This is a genomic window from Streptomyces sp. MMBL 11-1 (genome assembly GCF_028622875.1).
In the GTDB taxonomy this organism is placed as follows: Bacteria; Actinomycetota; Actinomycetes; order Streptomycetales; family Streptomycetaceae; genus Streptomyces.
The window spans coordinates 7,356,230-7,373,277 of record NZ_CP117709.1; the positions used below are offsets into that span (position 1 = coordinate 7,356,230).

Genomic DNA, 17,048 nt, shown 5'->3' on the forward strand with positions numbered 1-17,048 from the left:
GCCGGCCGGACTTCGAAGACACGGAACCACACGATGGCGATCGAGGTCTCCGAGGGGTGGGGGACATTCCTCAAAACTCTGACCGGCATGCCCTTCCCGCAGGCGAACGAGGACTCCCTGCGGCTGGTCAGCGACGAGTATCGTCAGATGGCCGAGAAGTTCCGTCAGGTCGAGGAACTTCTGCGGCAGGTCGTCAGCCGCGTCGACGAGGACTTCGAAGGCGAGACCGCCACCCGGTTCGTGGCATACGCACGGCAGTTCGTCGAGAGGACGAACGGCAACGAGAGCATTCTTGAACGGGCCTACGAGGACGCTCTCAAGCTGTCGAAGAACGCCCACTCGACGGCCGCCGACATCGAGTACACGAAGTGGATGATCTTCGGCCAGCTCGCTCTGCTCGTCGTCCAGATAGCTCTGGCCCAGGCTTTCCTGGCGGTGACGGGTGGGCTGTCGGAGATCTGGGCGGCGGCGGCGATCTCCAAGTTCCGGGCCATGGCGGTGCTGATCCTCAAGTTCCTGCTGGCCCAGATCATCATGCAGACCATCACCGGTCTCGTCGGCGGCCTGCTGCTCGACTCCATCCTTCAGCTCACCCAGCTCGGCCGCGGTGACCGTACGGAGTGGAACAAGAATTTCACCGCGGACGCCGCTAAGTTCGCTGCCATCGGTGGTGTTCTGGGAGGACCGTTCGCCCTGCTGGGCGGAGGTCTCGGCAAGCTCCTCGGCAATCTGACCGGCAAGGGCCTCGGCAAGATCCTCGGCAACGACGCGGGGAAGGTGCTGGGCAGCGGGCTGGCCGGAGGCGGCAAGGGTGCTGGCGGCGCAGCGGGCAAGGGCGCCGGCAGCCTGGGCAAGGGCGCCGCTGGTGGTGCGGGCGGCGGTCTCGGTAAGGGTGCCGGTGGTGCGGGCGGTGGTGTCGGTAAGGGTGCGGGCGGCGCCGGTGCCGGCGTCGGCAAGGGCTCCGGTGGCGGTGCGGGCAAAGGCGCCGGAGGCGGTGCGGGTGGCGGTGTCGGCAAGGGTGCCGGTGGTGCCGGTAGTGGTGCGGGTAAAGGTGTCGGAGAAGGCGTGGGTGGCGGTCTCGGCAAGGGTGCCGGTGGTGCCGGTGGTGACGCGGCCGGGGCCGGAAGCAAGGCCGGGGCGGGCGCGGCGGGCCGGACGATCTCGGAACAGTCCGCCCGCGAGCTCGGTGAGCGTCTGGGCAACATCATGGGCCGGACCAACGAGTCCCTGAACCATCTGGGGGCGGACGGCGCCAGGGGCGCGGCAGCCGGTGCGGTCGGCCGGGAGGTCGTCAAGGACTTCGCGAACGCCTTCGAGAAGAATCTCGGCGGCTCCATCGGCAACGAGACCGCCCGGAACCTGGGACGCGACTACGGCGAGGCACTGGTCAAGAACTGGGGCGGCAAGGCCGACTGGCAGGGACTGACCCGTTCGCTGGACGACGCGCTCAAGCCGTACGTGAAGGACCTGGGGGAGAACGGGGTGCGGGCGCTCTCGCACGACCTGCCCGGTTCCTTCGTGCAGACCATCAGCAAGAACATCGAAGGCAACTTCGGCTTCCGGATCGGCAGCTTCCTCGGTGAGATCGGCGCGGAGTCCGGCCACGCCGTCGTCACCGAGGGCATGTACAACCTGCTCTTCGGCCCCGAGCACACATTCACGGTCAGTGGCTGGACGGCGGCCGCGGGCGCGGCGGGCGGCATCATGGGCCGGGGAGTCGCCCACGGTTTTCAATCCCTTCACCAGGCGGTCCAAGGCCCTCCCGCCGCGCCGCCGCCGCGTCCCCCGGTCTTCCCGACCGACTCGCCCACCCCGCCGTCCGCCGCGCCGCGACCGAGCACCGAGTCGACCGCGCCGGCGCGCGACGGATCCGGCACGAAGAACGACGTCGGCAACCGCACGCTCACGGAGTCGTTCTCGGACCCGGGTTCGGATGATGTCTCGCCGCGCGGCGACGACGACAGCGCCTCCGACAGCGACAGCCTGTACTACCTGGACACGCACGGCTCCCCGGGCGGCCGGACCCTGTTCTCGGGCGACGACGACGGGAACGCAGCACCGTACGAAGTGTCCGGAGCGTCCGCTCCCGCCTTCGCCACCGGTTCGAACGGCACGAGTTCCACGAACGACGGCGGCGACACCGCCGGCGGCGACGTGACGACCAGCAGCACGGGCGTCACGGGCAACCCGGCCGATCCGGCTGCGACCCCTTCCACCTCCGGCCCTCCCGTGCCGCCGGTCACGACGCCGGAGCCGGACCTGCTGCTCAACGGTTCCTCGGACGAACCCGGGGCACCCAACTCACTGGACCAGAACCAGAACCAGAACCAGAACCAGAACCAGAACCAGAACCAGAACCAGGACCAGAATCACGGTCAGGACCAGGGGCGGCCTTCCGGGACCGCGACGTACGACGAAGCGGACGTGGACAGGCTCCTGGAGAGCTTCGCGGACGTACCCCGGACACCCTTGGACACGGATCTGTCGCCGGAAACGGAGCAGCTTCTGGCGGGTATGCCCGACGTGTCGCGGAACGGCTTCCCGGACACCGCGGGCGACGGCGCGAACGGACTGTCCGACAGGCTGTCGGACGACTCCGGCCCGGGGCACCGGACCTCGGAGGAACTCGACGCTCTGCGGGAACGCCTGGACCGGCTCAAGGACTCGCGGGACCCCGACGACCGGGAATCCGACCTCGCGGCACGGCTGGCAAAGCTGAGGGAGGGAGACTCCGGCGGTCAGGGCTCCCTCACACGGGTCGAAGAACTCCGTGAGCGGTATCGCTCGGCCCTTGAGGAGGAAGGACTCCACGGGCTGGAGCCCGACGGCACGAAGCCCGGCCTCGATGCCGACGGCGCTTCTCCCCACGGGGGAGGGGGCGGCAACCTCATGTCGCCGCCCCCCGCACCGGCCGCGTCGAAGCCCGGTGGCGCCCAAGCGACCCCGGGCGGATCGCGGCAGTCGGCACCCGGCGACGCGTCCGCGGACGGGTCTGGCCCGTCCGACCTGCGGTTCGCCGACGTGCCGCGGAACGGGCCGGGCGACCGGACCTCCGTGGCGGACCAGCCGGACCTCGTGTTCCCGGACATCCCGAAGAGCCCGCCCGGCGTGGAGCCCCCGACGGAGGGCCGACAGGCCCCGGAGCGGACCGAGAGCGACGGCCGGAGGCCGGCCACCGAGGTCTCGCGGAATCCGCTCCGTACCGAGACGCGGGACGACCTGCCCTTCCCCGAGGGATTCGCCCCGCACGACGACGGCGTGGACTCCATGATCACGCGCCTCGACGCGTTGGACGGTCCCGACGGCGACCTGCTGAAGCGGCGGGCGCAGATGCCCGACGTACCCGAGGGCCGGATGGCACCGGAGCAGCGCAGGCTGACGAGGGATGTGGCGCGGGAGACCGACGCCCTGCTGGCCGACGCCCGCAGGGTGGGTGTCGACAGGGAGGCGCGGCAGCGGCTGGGCGAGAGCATCAGGGCTGATGCCGGCGCGGGCCGGCACGCCGCCGCCGCCGACGGACTGCGGGAACTGGGCGACCTTGTCGCCGTGCACGGCATCGGCGATCGCCTGCGGCAGTTCCGCGGTCATGTCGATGGCGGACACGAGGCGCGGGCCGCTCGGTTGGGCATGCGCCGCACGGAGTGGCTGCGACATGCCCTGAACATCGAGGAGTCCGCTCTCGCGGGGGATCCGCGCCGGACGTCCCAGCTGCTGGACGAGTTCGAGAGCCGTCTCGGCACTCTCGGGTCCGACCTCAAGGCCCGCGCCGACAACACCGTCGAGGCGCTCCAGGAGGGGCTGGCCGGCACCCGGTGGGCCGACGCGGAGAAGTCGGGCATGGACCGCGAGCGGTTTCTCGTATGGGAGGACCGCCGGCAGCAGTCGGAAACCCCCGAGGATCTCGACAAGGTGCGGGCCGACTACGACGCCGAACTGACGGCAGCACGACGGCTCACGACGCTGCGCGAGCTCGGGGCATCCGAGAAGGAACTGGACTCCTGGAAGAGCCGGTTCGAAGGAACCGGGCGCACGAGCGAGATCGAGGCCCAGTACGAACGCCGCGCGGCCCGTCTTGCGCTGGACGCCGATATCTCGGCGCTGCACGCGCGGTGGGAGGCCCTGGGCGGCGGAGGCGGCCAGCGGGACACGGCGCAGCCGCCGCCGCGCAACGGCTCAGGCAGTGACGGAGGCGACGGCACTCCGGTCGGGGACCGGTCCGAAGACACCCGGGCGGAGAGCGACAGGGCACGGCTCGACCGGTTGAACGAAGGGAGCGGCATCGGCCTCTCCCGCGAAGAGACGCGGCAGTGGGATGAGCGGTACGCGAACGCCGAGGACGACACAGCGAGACAGGCCGTCGAGCGGGAGCGGTTCGACCGGATGGTGCGGCTGGACCGTGACCGTCGGCTGAAGGCCATCGCGGACGGCGGTCCCGTCGGGGCGGAGCGAGGCTCCGAACGCCGCGCCGCGTGGCAGCGCAGGCTGGACGAGGCGGCGGACGACGGCCGGGCCGTCGACCGGATCCTCGACGACTACGACGCCGAGACGGCGGAACTGAGGCGCGAGGGCCAGGAGCGCCTGAAGCAGGAGCTGCGCGCTCCGGACCGCTTGCGCGACCTCGACGGGCGTATCGACCGCTCGCTCGACCAACTGCCCGAGACGGTACGCGAGCGGGCGGCCCGGGATGCCCGCACGCTGGTGGAACGGCTGCGGGACCTGGCGACGATCGGCGACGAGCCGGGCACTCCCCAGGCGGAAGACGTCGTACCGGAGAAGCGCACGGACGTCGGAGACACGGAACTGACAGGCCGGGCCGGGCCGACGGACGAGGGGGCCCCTTCGCAGGCCGGGCCCTCGGAGACCGTACGGACTCCCGCCGCCCGGACCGGCGTCGACGGGGAGGCCGACAACCGGGCGCAGCCTCCGCGACCGGCCGGCGAGGGTAGCGACCGGAGCGCTTCGGCCCGGTTCGGCGAGCAACTGCTGGAAGCTCCGCGGCGGCAGGATGACGCGTCGGAGTCCGCGAGGGAGAACGGGGACAGCGCCCGCTCGGTGGGCAGGGACGACCTGCCGTCGCCGAACAGCCGTCGCCCGCGCACCCGGACCGAGGACGGGGCCGAGGCCAGGACCGACGGCGCGTCCGGGGCGAGAAGGGAAGACGCGTCCGGCCCCGACGGTGAACACCAGGCCGAGCGGGAAGGGGAGACGCGGTCCGCCAAGGCGTCGGAGAATGATGACGCTGATTCCGTGGTCTCCGCCCCCGGGAGCTCCGGGGACTCCGGGGCCCCGGTGAGGGAGAACAGCGAGGGAAACCGGACCGGAGAGGTGGGCGGGCAGGGGAAGACACCCGGAGCCCCGGGCGGCGACGCCCCCTCGCGACCAGGCGCGTCGCACGCGTCCCCGCGGCCCACGGCCCGCGACCGGGTTCTGAACGCGCTCCCGGCGGACGAGTACGAGCAGCGAATGTACCGCGCACGCCGCGATCGGCCGGACCTGAACACCGAACAGGCCCTCCGGGACGAGGTGTTCCGCCGGATAGGGAATCCGGGCGTGAAGGTGGTCAAGGCGGAGTTCGCCGACCCGGTGCTGGAGAGTGACGCCACCCCGCCCGGACCGGAGCGGACCGGCGGGTTCGTCACGTACGACGACAATGCCATGCTTCCGAGGTCGCTGCGGGGGCACGGTCACGGGCGGATCACCATCAGAGGAGGCGACGCGCTGGTCGACTCCCTTGCCGCGGAGTGGCGGCTCCGGCCCGACGGGCTCGACGAGCTGAGGCGCGTGCTCACCCAGGCCCCGCACACGCTGCTCAGCCCCCGGACCTTCACTCTGCCGACCATGGACGGCGGCCACCGGGAGATCTCCCTCTCGATGGAGAGTTACGGAAACTGGCGGCGCCACGCCGAGCCGTCGGCCTCGGACCCGGTGAAGGACAGCTCGACGTCCAAGGACGGGACCGGCGGGGGACCCAAGGACGAGGCGGCCACCGGCGCCGCCAGGGACGGGGGCAGCGGCTCGAAAACCGACGGTTCGAAGGACGGCGGTTCGAGATCCGGCGGTTCGAAACCCGACGGTTTGAAGGACGACGGTTCGAAGGACGCCGAGGCGACGAACAGCGAGGCGAAGTCCACCGAGGCCGATTCCGCCAAGGTCAAGGCCGTCGAGGCGAAGGCCACCGACGCCCCGGTCAAGATCGATTCCGAACTCCGCATCCGCCCCGGTGCCACGGAAACCAAGACCCTCAACGTGTCCCGCGCCTTCGGAGCGGCGATCCCGCTCGTCCCCACCGCGGGAACCGTCGGCGCGCTCGCGTCGTTGTCCCTCAGCGCGCGGCGCATGGACGCCGGCTACACCTACACCCGGGAGAGCCGGGCCCAGAGCAGCGTGACCGTCATCGGCAAGGACGGCAGCCATCTGCATGTGAGCGATCTGCACATCGCCGTCGAGTCCACGCACGTCTGGGACAAGAAGCACCGTGCGCTGCCCCCGGAGCAGCAGCAGCCCCGCCCCGGCACGCGGCACTACCGGATACACGACGGTGTCACCTGGCGGGTCCCGGACAGCGTCACCGACCCGGCGGTCCCGGACCGGCTGCCCACCACGATCACGTTCGCGCCGGGCGCCCGGCCTCACCTGCTCGCACCGCTGGGCGTCACCACGGAGACCCGGCTGCTCGACTGGGCGCTCGCGAACTTCCCCGAAGCGACCCCCGGCACCTTCCTCCGTCACCAACTCGGCGACCTGTTCGGCGAGGACAGTCTGCGTGCCATGATCGCGCAGAGTTCCGGCGAGACGGTGGTCAGCGCTCCGCTCTTCGCCGGTCTCGGTGACCGGTCGCTCGGCTCGGTGGAGCTGCGGCTCGTCCCCGTCGACGCCACCCTGCGCCAGGCGTCCGACACGACCGAGGTCAAGAAGTCCGACGCGCAGCGCACCACCGCCACCACGGAGAAGAAGAACACCCAGGGCGCGGCGATAGGCCTCTCCTTGGGGCCCCGGATCGGGCTGCTCCAGCCCGTGGGCGCCTTGAGCGTCCAGGTCGCGGGCTACGCCGGCCTGACGACCCAGCGTGCGGAGAGCAGCTACGCCGGAAATACGGCGGAGTCCGCGCGGACACTCAGCAGCCGAGGACACTCGGGGCTCTACGACGTCCGGTTCCGGATCGAGTTGCGCAAGCAGGGTGGTGACTGGGAATCGCCAGGGCCGGCCGAGCGGACCGACCACGGCGCCGAGAACCCGGCCAACGGGCAAGGGGCCTTCCTCACCGCGTTGGTGCAGTTGCCACGGGCGGACGCGCGCAGACTGGCCGGCTGGGACGACGGCACCGCGCCCGTCCAAGGGGCCGACCATCCCTCCGCACCCGCGTATCTGTCGTCGGACGATCCGGCGACCTTCGGTCTGCACACGGTCCTGGACCTCGCGGCGACCCGAGCCCCGGAGACGGCCCCGTCCCACGTCTCGCTGACGGACGAGTTGATCGACCGCATCCAGGCAGGGCTGTACCGTGCCTATCCCGACCTGGTGCTTCCGCCCCGAACAACCACGGACGCCACCGGCGGCGGGAGCGACCGGAAGTACAACAAGACGGCCGACAACACCCACATGCTGCGCCAGGCACTCGCCCGTACGGTGCTGGAAGGCTCCCTCGACCGTCTGACGAGCACCGGACTGCGGATCCAGCTTGAGCAACTCGATTCCGTCAAGAAGCGCTATGTCGTCGTCACCGTGCGCGCGACGGCCAAGAACCGCCAGTTCGTGGGTACTCATCACGATATGGGCATGGCGAACAGCATGCTGTCGACGCGCCGCGCCGACAACGCGACCGCCCGCACCCACGGTTGGACGGTCGGCCTCGACGCCGGCCTCCTCGGGCTCAAGGGCTTCGGTGGCATCGGAACCATCGGCTACCGGTACGGCAGACAGAGCGCCTACACCATGACGTTCGGTCCGACGCTGACCCCGGAGGGCGGCATCACCAGCTCCGGGACGCAGCATCTGTGGTCCTACGACCTGGCCTTCACCGCCGAAGCCACCAGCTTCACCCGGCCGCGTCAGATCATGCGGACCATGACCGGCGAACTGCTCAGCACCCGCTGGTTCGTGAAACCGGCCGACAGGACGGTCGACGTCCTCGCCACCGAGCAGGGCGCCGGGCGGACCACCGCGGGTTCCGTCCCCGGCCGCGTTTCCCTCGCCGTACCCGCGTCGCTCTCCGTCGCCGCGCGCCCGCACGTCAACGAGTCGGACGCGACCGCGGGCCCCCGGGAGACGGAGATGGCGCCGGGCCGAGCCGAGCTGCTCTCCTCCGGGAAACCCGTCTCCACGGGCGACTGGACGCCCCACGCACTCTTCGACGGCCTGCACTCCGTGCAGAGCGTCACCTCGCCCGAGGTCGTGCTGCGCCACCTCAAGGAACTGCTCGCCTCCGTCTCCGGCAACTCCTGGATCTACACGACCGACGGGACCCCCGCCTCCAGCGCCCTGACCGAGGCGTTCAGCCCCGGCCGCAACGAAGCGGACTTCAGCGACGCGGCACAGAGCGGCAAGCACGTCAGCGACCTGTTCGGGAGGACGGCCGTCACCGACATCACCGCGTCGGTCAGCGCCTGGCCCGAGGTCGGCAGGACGCGCGTGCTCGCCGTCGTCGACTCCAGCGACCTCGCGCTGTCCAACGTGGGCTCGGGCACCAACGGGGCGGGACACTCGGTCGCCCGCGTCCGCAGCCACACCGTCTCGGCCCTGCTGGCCCTCCGGGCCCGGCACACCGACGCGTTGCAGACCTTCGGCACCTACGGACTCACGGCGTCGCCGTACCAGCGCACCGCCACCGCGACCGAGGCCCAGGCACTGTCGGCGAACCCCGCCCACACCGTCCAGTACACCGGGCCGATGGTCCTGGTCGGCGCCGACGTGGCCTGGCACCTCGCGGCCCGGTCCCAGCCGTCCGGTCTGCTCCGGGCGCCCATGGAGGCGATGCGCGGCCGGCCGCCCCGGGGCCGCGTCGTGGAGATCCCCGACGGCCTGCTCGTATGGATGCCGCTCGCCGAGGCGAGGAAGGCCGGGATCTTCGACGACGGTCTCGCCGCGCCGACGCCCCAGCTGCGCTACACCGCCGTCGACGCCGCCTCGCACGCCACGCTCACGGTCGGCCGCATCGACCTGAACCGGGCGATCGGCGAGTTCACCGACCTCCTGCTGGAAACCCTGCCCCAGCACAGGAGCTGGCTCGGGCCCGAGAGCCTGCTGGCCGACCAGCTCGGCGGCCTGGCACGGCAGATGACCGCCCTGTCGCCGTCCGGAATCCGCGCTCTGCAGTCGGGCATGGAGAACGGCGGCACCTCCCTGCGCCTGGCCCGGAACAAGATCGGACCGGCCAAGGAGGCCAGTCTCACCGTGACCCTGACGCGACGCGGCTTCACCCCCGGTGTGCTGCGTCACGACGTCAAGCCCACGATCGCCCGGCCCACGTTCACGGCGGAGACGGTGACGGAGAAGCTGGCGCGCGGGTACGAGGCCGGGTACCGGCTCAGCGAGATGCCGACCGTCCCGGACCGTCCGGGCCTGCGGAGCGCCCTCGTCACCCTCGACGACAGCGTCGGGTCCTCCCGCTCGACATCCCTGGCACACACGGTCAACGACGCCCTGAGTGCCCAGGTGGCCTTCGAGGGGCCGGTGGTGACCGGCCGGACCGGGTTCGACGCCACCTTCACCCTTGAGCTGCCCGACGGGACCGTGGTGCGTCACACCTATCCCGTCGGCGATGCCGAGGTGGTGATGCCGTTGAGCCTCGCCCGACCGCAGACAGCCGAACCGCGGACGCCGGAACCTCGGACGCCGGAAGCGGGGACGACCGAGCCGCAGGGGTCGCAACGGCGGACGACGGAGCCGCGGAGCGACGGGCCGGAGCAGCCCGCCCCTCCCATGCTGCTTCCCTCCGGCCATCAGCGGGCCGTGGCGCTCCGGGAGCGCCACGCGTCGGGCAGGCGGCTGTTCGCCACCGGCCCGGAGAGCGTCGTCGTCACCACCGTCGGCGGCGTCACCGTCCTCCGGGACGCCGCGGCGTACGCTGTTGACCTCGCCGTCAAGGGACGTGGCACGACGCCCGACGCCGAGACACCGATGCCCACGGGCGAGGACGGCCGCTATGTGCGCAGGACGGCGCTGACGCGACCCGGCACCCCCGCGGGCGAAGCCTTGAAGGGGGGCATCAGCACCGACGTGCTGAGCGCCTACTTCCCGCAGATGATCCGCGACAGCCTGACCGTGACGCTGCACGACACCACGTCGACGATCGGCGGGACCGACGCGACCCTGAGGATCTCCGTCGACGTCGATCTCTCCCGGGCCGCCCTGCTGGCCGTGGACCCGGGCGCGGGTGTCGGCGGCAGCCGACGGACCCTGGACAACGACATCTACACCGGTGACATCACCGACGCGCACGCACCGGCGGCGACCGCCGGTCCCGGCTTCCAGACCGAGCCCGCGGTCGGGACCCCGGCCACCGTGCCGGGCTGGGCGGACTCCGACCTGGCGGGCGGGGCCGCCGACCGCCGAAGCTCCGCGCTGACCACGCTCAAGCCCTTCGCCGGCGGCGCCGTGCTCATCCAGGCGCCCCTGCACGTACTCCAGACCGCGACCGCCTCCCACCGCATCGCCGACCTGCCGTTCGTCCCACCGTCCCGCAGGCCCGGTTCCCGGCCCCCGGTCACCGTCGAACACACGGTGCCGGACGGAGTGACGATGTGGGTGTCGTTCGACGTCGCCCGGGAGCACGGACTGCTGCCGCCCGAGGTGGAGGCCGCCGCGGCCACCGTCAAGGAGCAGACCACGAAGTACACCGAGGCAGCCGAGAAGGCGGGCGGCACCGAGCGGCGCCTGCGCGCGATCCAGGACGAGGTCTTCTCCCTCCATGCCGAAGTCCGCGGCCTCATGGAGACATCGGATGCCCTCGACCCGGGCGTGGCCGTGGCGCGGCAGCTGCTGGCCACGGCGCAGTCGCGGTACGCGGAGGCCCAGCAGGATCTGGCCAACCAGCGTCGTGATCTCGCAACCGCGGAACAGAACCTCGCCGGAGCCTCCGAGGCCGCCTGGAAGACCATCGACCACTATCCGGTCACCGGTCCCCGTCCCACCGGTACCCCGCCGGCCACCTGGAGCGTGCCACCGGCTGTCGAGTCGGTCCAGGCCCCGGTCACCCTCGCCGGCTACCCCCCGCTCCCCGAAGTGCTCACCGTGCTCGACGCGCTTGAGGCGCTCCACATGCTGCGCGACCCGGAAGCCCCCGTGCCCCCCCTGGACGTGGCCACTGTCGTCGCCGGAATGCCGGGCCTCCTCAAACGGGATGAGGTCATCGCCCGTACGCGGGGCAGGCTCGACAACGCCCTGCCGCTGTCGGACGCGGAGGCCGTAAGCCGCGAAGAGCTCAAGGCGGCGAGCTGGGCACAGCGCCTGCGCGCGGCGGACGCCGCCTACCGCTCATCGCTCGAAGCCGTGCTGTCCGCGCACTCCCGCCTCGACACCCCCGAGACGGTCGAGCGACGGGCCGGGAAGTCACGAAGCGAGGAGGAGGCCCAGAGGCACAGGGACGCCGCGCGCGACGCCCGGGCGGTGTTCGACCGGGCGGTCGGGGACCAGCAGGCGGCCTTCCGTGAACTCGCCCTCGTACAGGCGAACTTCGAAGCGGTGGACGAGGCCGTTCGCAAGGTCCGGGAGCAGGGGGCCGCAGAACGCCGCACCGAGGCGCGGGCCGTCACCCCCTGGCATCCCGCCCCGGAGCCCGAGGGCTACGTCCGTCCGTCCGACATGAGGTCCCTCCCCGCTCCGTACGTCGCCCACGACACGGACGCACAGGGGCGGACGGTCAGCCTGAAGGCACCGGACGGCCGCGTCCTGCACCTCGTGGAGCCGCCTTCCACCAGTCCCGCGGGCCTTGACGTCGGTACGAGTTTCCACCGCTCCCTGCTCGACGCCGTCGACCGAGCCCATCCCGGGATCCTCGCCGGGCTCGGCCTCAACGGGCCCGGCAGGAACATCTCCGCCGAGGACGTCGGGCATCTGCGGCAGCGGCTCGCCGACCGGCTGATGACGGACGGCGGTGAACTCGCCGCATTCCTCGCCATCGATCCGCAGGAGCGCTTCACCCCCAGGGAACTGACCGACGCGGGCATCACGCTCAGCGAAGCGGAGGGCATCGAGCACGCCGACTCGCGCCGACGTCTCCCGGACACCGTGGCCGCCCGGCTGACCGACGTGCAGCGCCTGGAACTGGCCCGTACGTCTCTGCTGCGACCGGGCGACGAGCAGATCGGTGACCGCAAGGACACCGGCTGGAACCACTCCGCGGGCGACCTGACGGCGCTGCTCGCGGCCCGGGTGCTCGGCATACCCGTGACCGTCGTCCAGCCGGACCTGAGCCATTCGACGTTCGCCGCGTCACCGACGACCCCCGGCGGGACCACGCGGCCCGGTGTGGTGCTGCACCTCTCCGACGGCCGTTACCGGTACGCGGTACCGCGGGAACTGCTGCTCAACGCCGACGCGGAGACCGCTCGGTCCGGTCGGGGCGACCGTTCCGAAAGCCCGGGCCAGCGGCCGCGCGCGGACGAGCCGCCGCTGAACGTCGCACCGCCAGGGGAGCCGTCCGCCGAGCCGGGCGGGCCGCGGATGGGCGGCGGTACGGGGGAGACCGCGCCCCCGGTCCGACCGGACCGGCCGGCGCCCACTCCTCCCGAGCGCTCCGCCACCCTGCGGGAGAGGCTGAAGAAGCTCACCGGCACGCTGAGGGGAAGCGCGACCGGTGGCGGTTCCTTCTCCGGTACGCGGGACGTGCTCCCGAACAGCCCGGCCGAGGCGCCGTCCGGTGATGCCGCGGTGGTGGCGCCGTCGCCGTCCTTCACCCCGTCGCGCGAACCGCTGCCCGCGCGGACCGTCGTCGGCCGGACGCCGGACGCCGTGCTCACCGGCCCGGACGGGCGCCGGGTCACCTACGGCCAGGTCTACGAGGGCCTTCAGCTGATCCGTGGCGCCGACGGCCACACGCTGGGCTACGCCTCGCACACCTCGCGGGACTGGGCCCCCCGCGCGGACTTCTACGCGGCGTACCGTTCGGACGAGGCGCGGTTCGCGCACTACCGGACCGCGGAGAAGGGGAAGGGCCCCGTTCCCGACACCGACCTCCCGGTCGGCGGGGTCCCCTGGCGGGCGGAGGCCCCGGCGGGGGAGAGGCACGACGCGGCCGGGCCGCTGTTCTTCGATGCGCACGGCACCGAGAACGGCATCGAACTCCAGGTGGCCGGCGGACAGCCGCTGAAGGTCGACGGCGCCCAGTTCGCGCACTTCATGGAGACCCTCAGAGATCCCGCGCTCCCCCCGGCCCCGGTCGTCCTGGTCGCCTGCGAAACGGCGAAGGTCCGCAGCGGCGACGGCGGGAGCGTCGTGAGGGACGCGGCAAACGCCCTGCCCGGCCGGCTCTGGTACGCCCCCGATGTGCAGGTCGGCCATGCCAAACCGCCGATCGGCTCCGATGGTGCGTCCGGTGTGCTGGGCCTGCTCGCGGACCCCGTCACCCGGCACCGAGGTGAGTGGGTCGTGGCGGGGATGACCACCGGGTCCGGCCCGGACGGCCTGACCGTCCCGCCCGTTCCCGCGCAGACGGATCAGCCGTCCGCCGGCACGGTCTCGGACCTGATCTTCGCGACCCTGAACGTCGTCACGCCCACCCCGTCCGAGACCCTCGCGGGCCCGCCGGCTGCCTCCGAGCCACTCCCGGTCGTCCCGGAGGCCGAGCCGCTACCGGTCGTTCCGGAGGCCGAGCCCGCCCTGGTCGTCCAGGAGCCCGAGCCCGCCCCGGTCGCACCGGAGCCCGGGCCGGAACACGTCGAGGCGACCCTGGGCGTCATGCTCCTGAGCGAGGGCCAGGAGCCTCGGCCGGTGCGTCTCGGCGAGCCCGACGAGGTGCGCGGTTACGTTTTCGACGCGCTCGGCCGAGGCGATCACGATGCCATGGACCTGGCCCTCCACCGGCTGGGGGCGCTGAGCCCCCCTCCGGACTACCTGGCCGATCTGCGGGAACAGGTCGCGGAGGTCAGGGCCAACATCCCGGCTCCCGACGAGATTCCGCGTGAGCTCCACTTCGTCTGGCTCGGCGGCGACCTGTCGGATGCCGCGCTCACGAACATCTCCGAGTGGAACAGGCGCGCTCGCGAGGGAGGTTGGCGGGCCAACCTGTGGACCGACAGCGGCACCAGCCTGGGCTGGCGGAGCGCCGCGAGGATACGGACCATGCCGGGATTGGCGCGGCAGTCCATCGACACGGTCATCGACCCGCGGCTGGCGGACACCTTCGCCACGGCCAGCCGGGGCGGGGCCTATCCGTTCGCCTCCGACCTCGCACGGTACAGCGTCCTCAAGGTGCACGGAGGCGTGTACGCCGATGTGGACCTGGGGCCGGGAACACTCCAGCTCAAGGGAGTCGACGCTCCCAGACTGCGGCCCCAGGACGTGCCGGTGCTCGGCCCCCTCATCCGCGACCAGGACGGTTTCGACGCTCTGCTGCAGTCGCTGAGGGGCACTGCGGGTGCGGAGGAACTGGCCCTGTTGAACGGCTCGGCCCGGGACCGGCTCCGCGCCGGTGTGGATCACCTGCTCCGCATCGGTGGCTACGGCAACCATTTCGTCGCCGCACAGCGGGACTCCGTCTTCATCGAGCACCTTATCCAGAGGATCGCCGAGACGACGGGTCATTACGAGACCGCGGAAGAGATGCAGAACGACGGCCCGGCCGCCTCCGGACCCTTCGCGGTCATGCGGCTGTTGAACAACTATGTGCGGACGATGTTCGGGGTGGAGGGGCTCGCGGAGGGAGAGTTCTCCTGCTTCCAGGGCCAGGGAAGGCCCTTCTGGGACGTCATCGACTGGCTGACGGTCGAGAGCGAGAACCAGGCCTACGAACGGGAGTGACGTCACGTCACCTTTCCCGCGGAGGAAGGGAACCAAGCCCTCCGCGCGGCACTCGAAAAGGTTGAAGAGAACCCATGGCAGGGAAAGAGGGGCGATCCATGAAGCGAGAGCGGTCCAGCGAGGCGAGTGAGTCCGCGAACGGTACGGAGGGGGCGCCTCCGGGGGGCATAGGCGCCCCGTCCGCACCGTCCTCGGGCACGGTCGGGGAAGACAGCGGCCGTACGGTCGCCGGCGAGGGGCAGGGCGGTTGCACGCCGACACCGACCTCGTCGAAGACCGGCCCGGAGGAGCCGGAGGAGACCCCGGCCCCCGCCCCGGCGGTCGTGCACGCGGCCGGTGTCTCCATCGGCCGGGCCACGAACGGGCCCGGCGGGCCGGCGGGCGGTGAGAGCTCCGCCGTCGCCCGGGAAGAACCGGCGCCGACAGCAGCGAAGAGCGCCACGTCCGTCGCCGGGGCCGTCCCAGGACCGGTCACCGCGTCGTCCGCCGCGAGCGCCGGGAAGCCGGCCACCGCGGGTGAGCCCGCCACGAGTGAGTCCTCCGCCGCCGCCGCGAAGGAACCGGCGGCCGAGGAGTCCGCAGCCGTGCCTTCGGAGGCGGCCTCGACAAAGACGACCGCCGCCGCGGCGGGAGCCGTCGCCGCCGAACCCGCCACGGCCGCGTCCGCGGCGGCCACATCCCGTCCCCCCGGCAGCGCCGTGTCCGGGGAGGGCGGCGCCCCGGAGCGGCCCGGCCGGGTGTCGCGCCCGATGGTGGTCGCGGCGGTCTTCGCCGGAGCGCTGCTCCTCGCGACCCCCTTCGTCGTCGCCTCCGCGCAGAAGGACGACCCCAAGCCCGAGAGCCAGGAGGCCGCGGCGGCCTGGAAGGGCGACGGCGGGGCCGGCGGCTACGTACCGGGCACCGACCCCGAAATCCGCAAGGACATCAAGCCGGTTGGTGCCGACAAGTCGGCCGGCACACCTGCCCGCGGTGCCAAGGATCCCGTCGGTGACGTACGTCCGGACGCGGGAGGAGAGCGGAAGCCCGTGGACCGGGCCGCCGAGGAGAAGACCGAGGGCGGCAGCGGGGCGGCCGGCAGAACGAGCGGCAAGGCCTCCGGCGACAAGGCTCCCACCGACGCGGGCCCGGACACCCCCACCAAGGCGCCATCGGCAGGTCCCGCGGCCAAGGCGGCACCCGCCGTCGTGTACAGCGGCGTGTCCGGGCCGGAGTGCCCCACCCAGCGCTTCCAGAAGTCGGGCTACTACAGCGACGGCAAGGAGGGCTGGGCCACCCACAGCGGAGGGTTCGGCGGCTACGGCTGCGCGGGGAAGTACCTCTCCATGCCGATGTCGGGCAGTTCCTCCAAGGACTCCGGTGGATCGGCGACCTGGATATTCGACCTCCCCGCCTCCGCGAAGAACTGCGCCATCTCCGTCCATGTACCGGGGAGTTCGGACATCTCGCGGGTGGGCGGCGACCCGAGCTACTACACCGTCTACGACCGGTTCCTGCCCCGGACCAGCAACCTCGTCGGCTCCTTCCACGTCCGTCAGCAGGACCGTCGCGGCAGCTGGTACAACGTGCCGGGCACCTTCCCCGTGGATGCCCTGAAGCTCTCCGTGCGGTTGCACGACCGGGGCGAGGACCGTGACTACGAGCACCATGCGATATCAGCGCTGAAGGTCACCTGCACCGGCTGACAGCGGTCTCCCGCCGTCCCGTCAGGCCGTCGGTCCCGGGTCCACCGGGTGGTCGGCCAGGGCGTGCACCGTGACGTCCATCCAGGGCCAGACCGGCAGCGACGAGATGATGGTGTGCAGTTCGGTGGGGTCCGCCGCGCGCCACAGTCCCCAGTTCTCGGTCCGGCCGGGCACGCGCCACATACGGACCAGGGACCCGGACGTGGCGAGTTCGGCGGCGCGGCAGCGCTCGTCGTCGGAGACCCTCTCCTTGAGGCCGGGGTCCATGGCTTCGGGCCAGGTGATCCGGATGTTGACGAGAAATTCCATGGGGCACGTCCTGTTCCTGAGACGGAGGTATTCCGGATGCGGGCCGCCGGGCCGGGCGGCCCGGCGGGGGAGGGGAGGGGAAGGGAGGGGAGGGCCTGATGG

3 protein-coding genes are annotated in these 17,048 nt (G+C 72.0%); 2 read left to right on the plus strand and 1 reads right to left on the minus strand.

The window, feature by feature from the left end:
* Positions 1-33: 33 nt before the first annotated feature.
* On the plus strand, positions 34-14,955 hold the full coding sequence (locus PSQ21_RS32440; RefSeq protein WP_274034930.1) for a WXG100-like domain-containing protein: 14,922 nt from the start codon (positions 34-36) through the stop codon (positions 14,953-14,955).
* A 98-nt stretch (positions 14,956-15,053) separates the two neighbouring features.
* A complete protein-coding gene (locus PSQ21_RS32445; protein WP_274034931.1) occupies positions 15,054-16,637 on the plus strand; it encodes a hypothetical protein in 1,584 nt (527 codons plus the stop codon).
* Positions 16,638-16,658: 21 nt separating this feature from the next.
* Here PSQ21_RS32445 and PSQ21_RS32450 read toward each other — a convergent pair whose 3' ends face one another.
* A complete protein-coding gene (locus tag PSQ21_RS32450) occupies positions 16,659-16,946 on the minus strand; it encodes a muconolactone Delta-isomerase (RefSeq protein ID WP_274034932.1) in 288 nt (95 codons plus the stop codon).
* Between the last annotated feature and the right edge of the window lie 102 nt (positions 16,947-17,048).

Bases quoted from the DNA above. Each gene is read 5' to 3' on its own strand.
- PSQ21_RS32440 (WP_274034930.1), top strand. From the start codon at position 34: ATGGCGATCGAGGTCTCCGAGGGGTGGGGGACATTCCTCAAAACTCTG.
- PSQ21_RS32445 (WP_274034931.1), top strand. From the start codon at position 15,054: ATGAAGCGAGAGCGGTCCAGCGAGGCGAGTGAGTCCGCGAACGGTACG.
- PSQ21_RS32450 (WP_274034932.1), bottom strand. From the start codon at position 16,946: ATGGAATTTCTCGTCAACATCCGGATCACCTGGCCCGAAGCCATGGAC.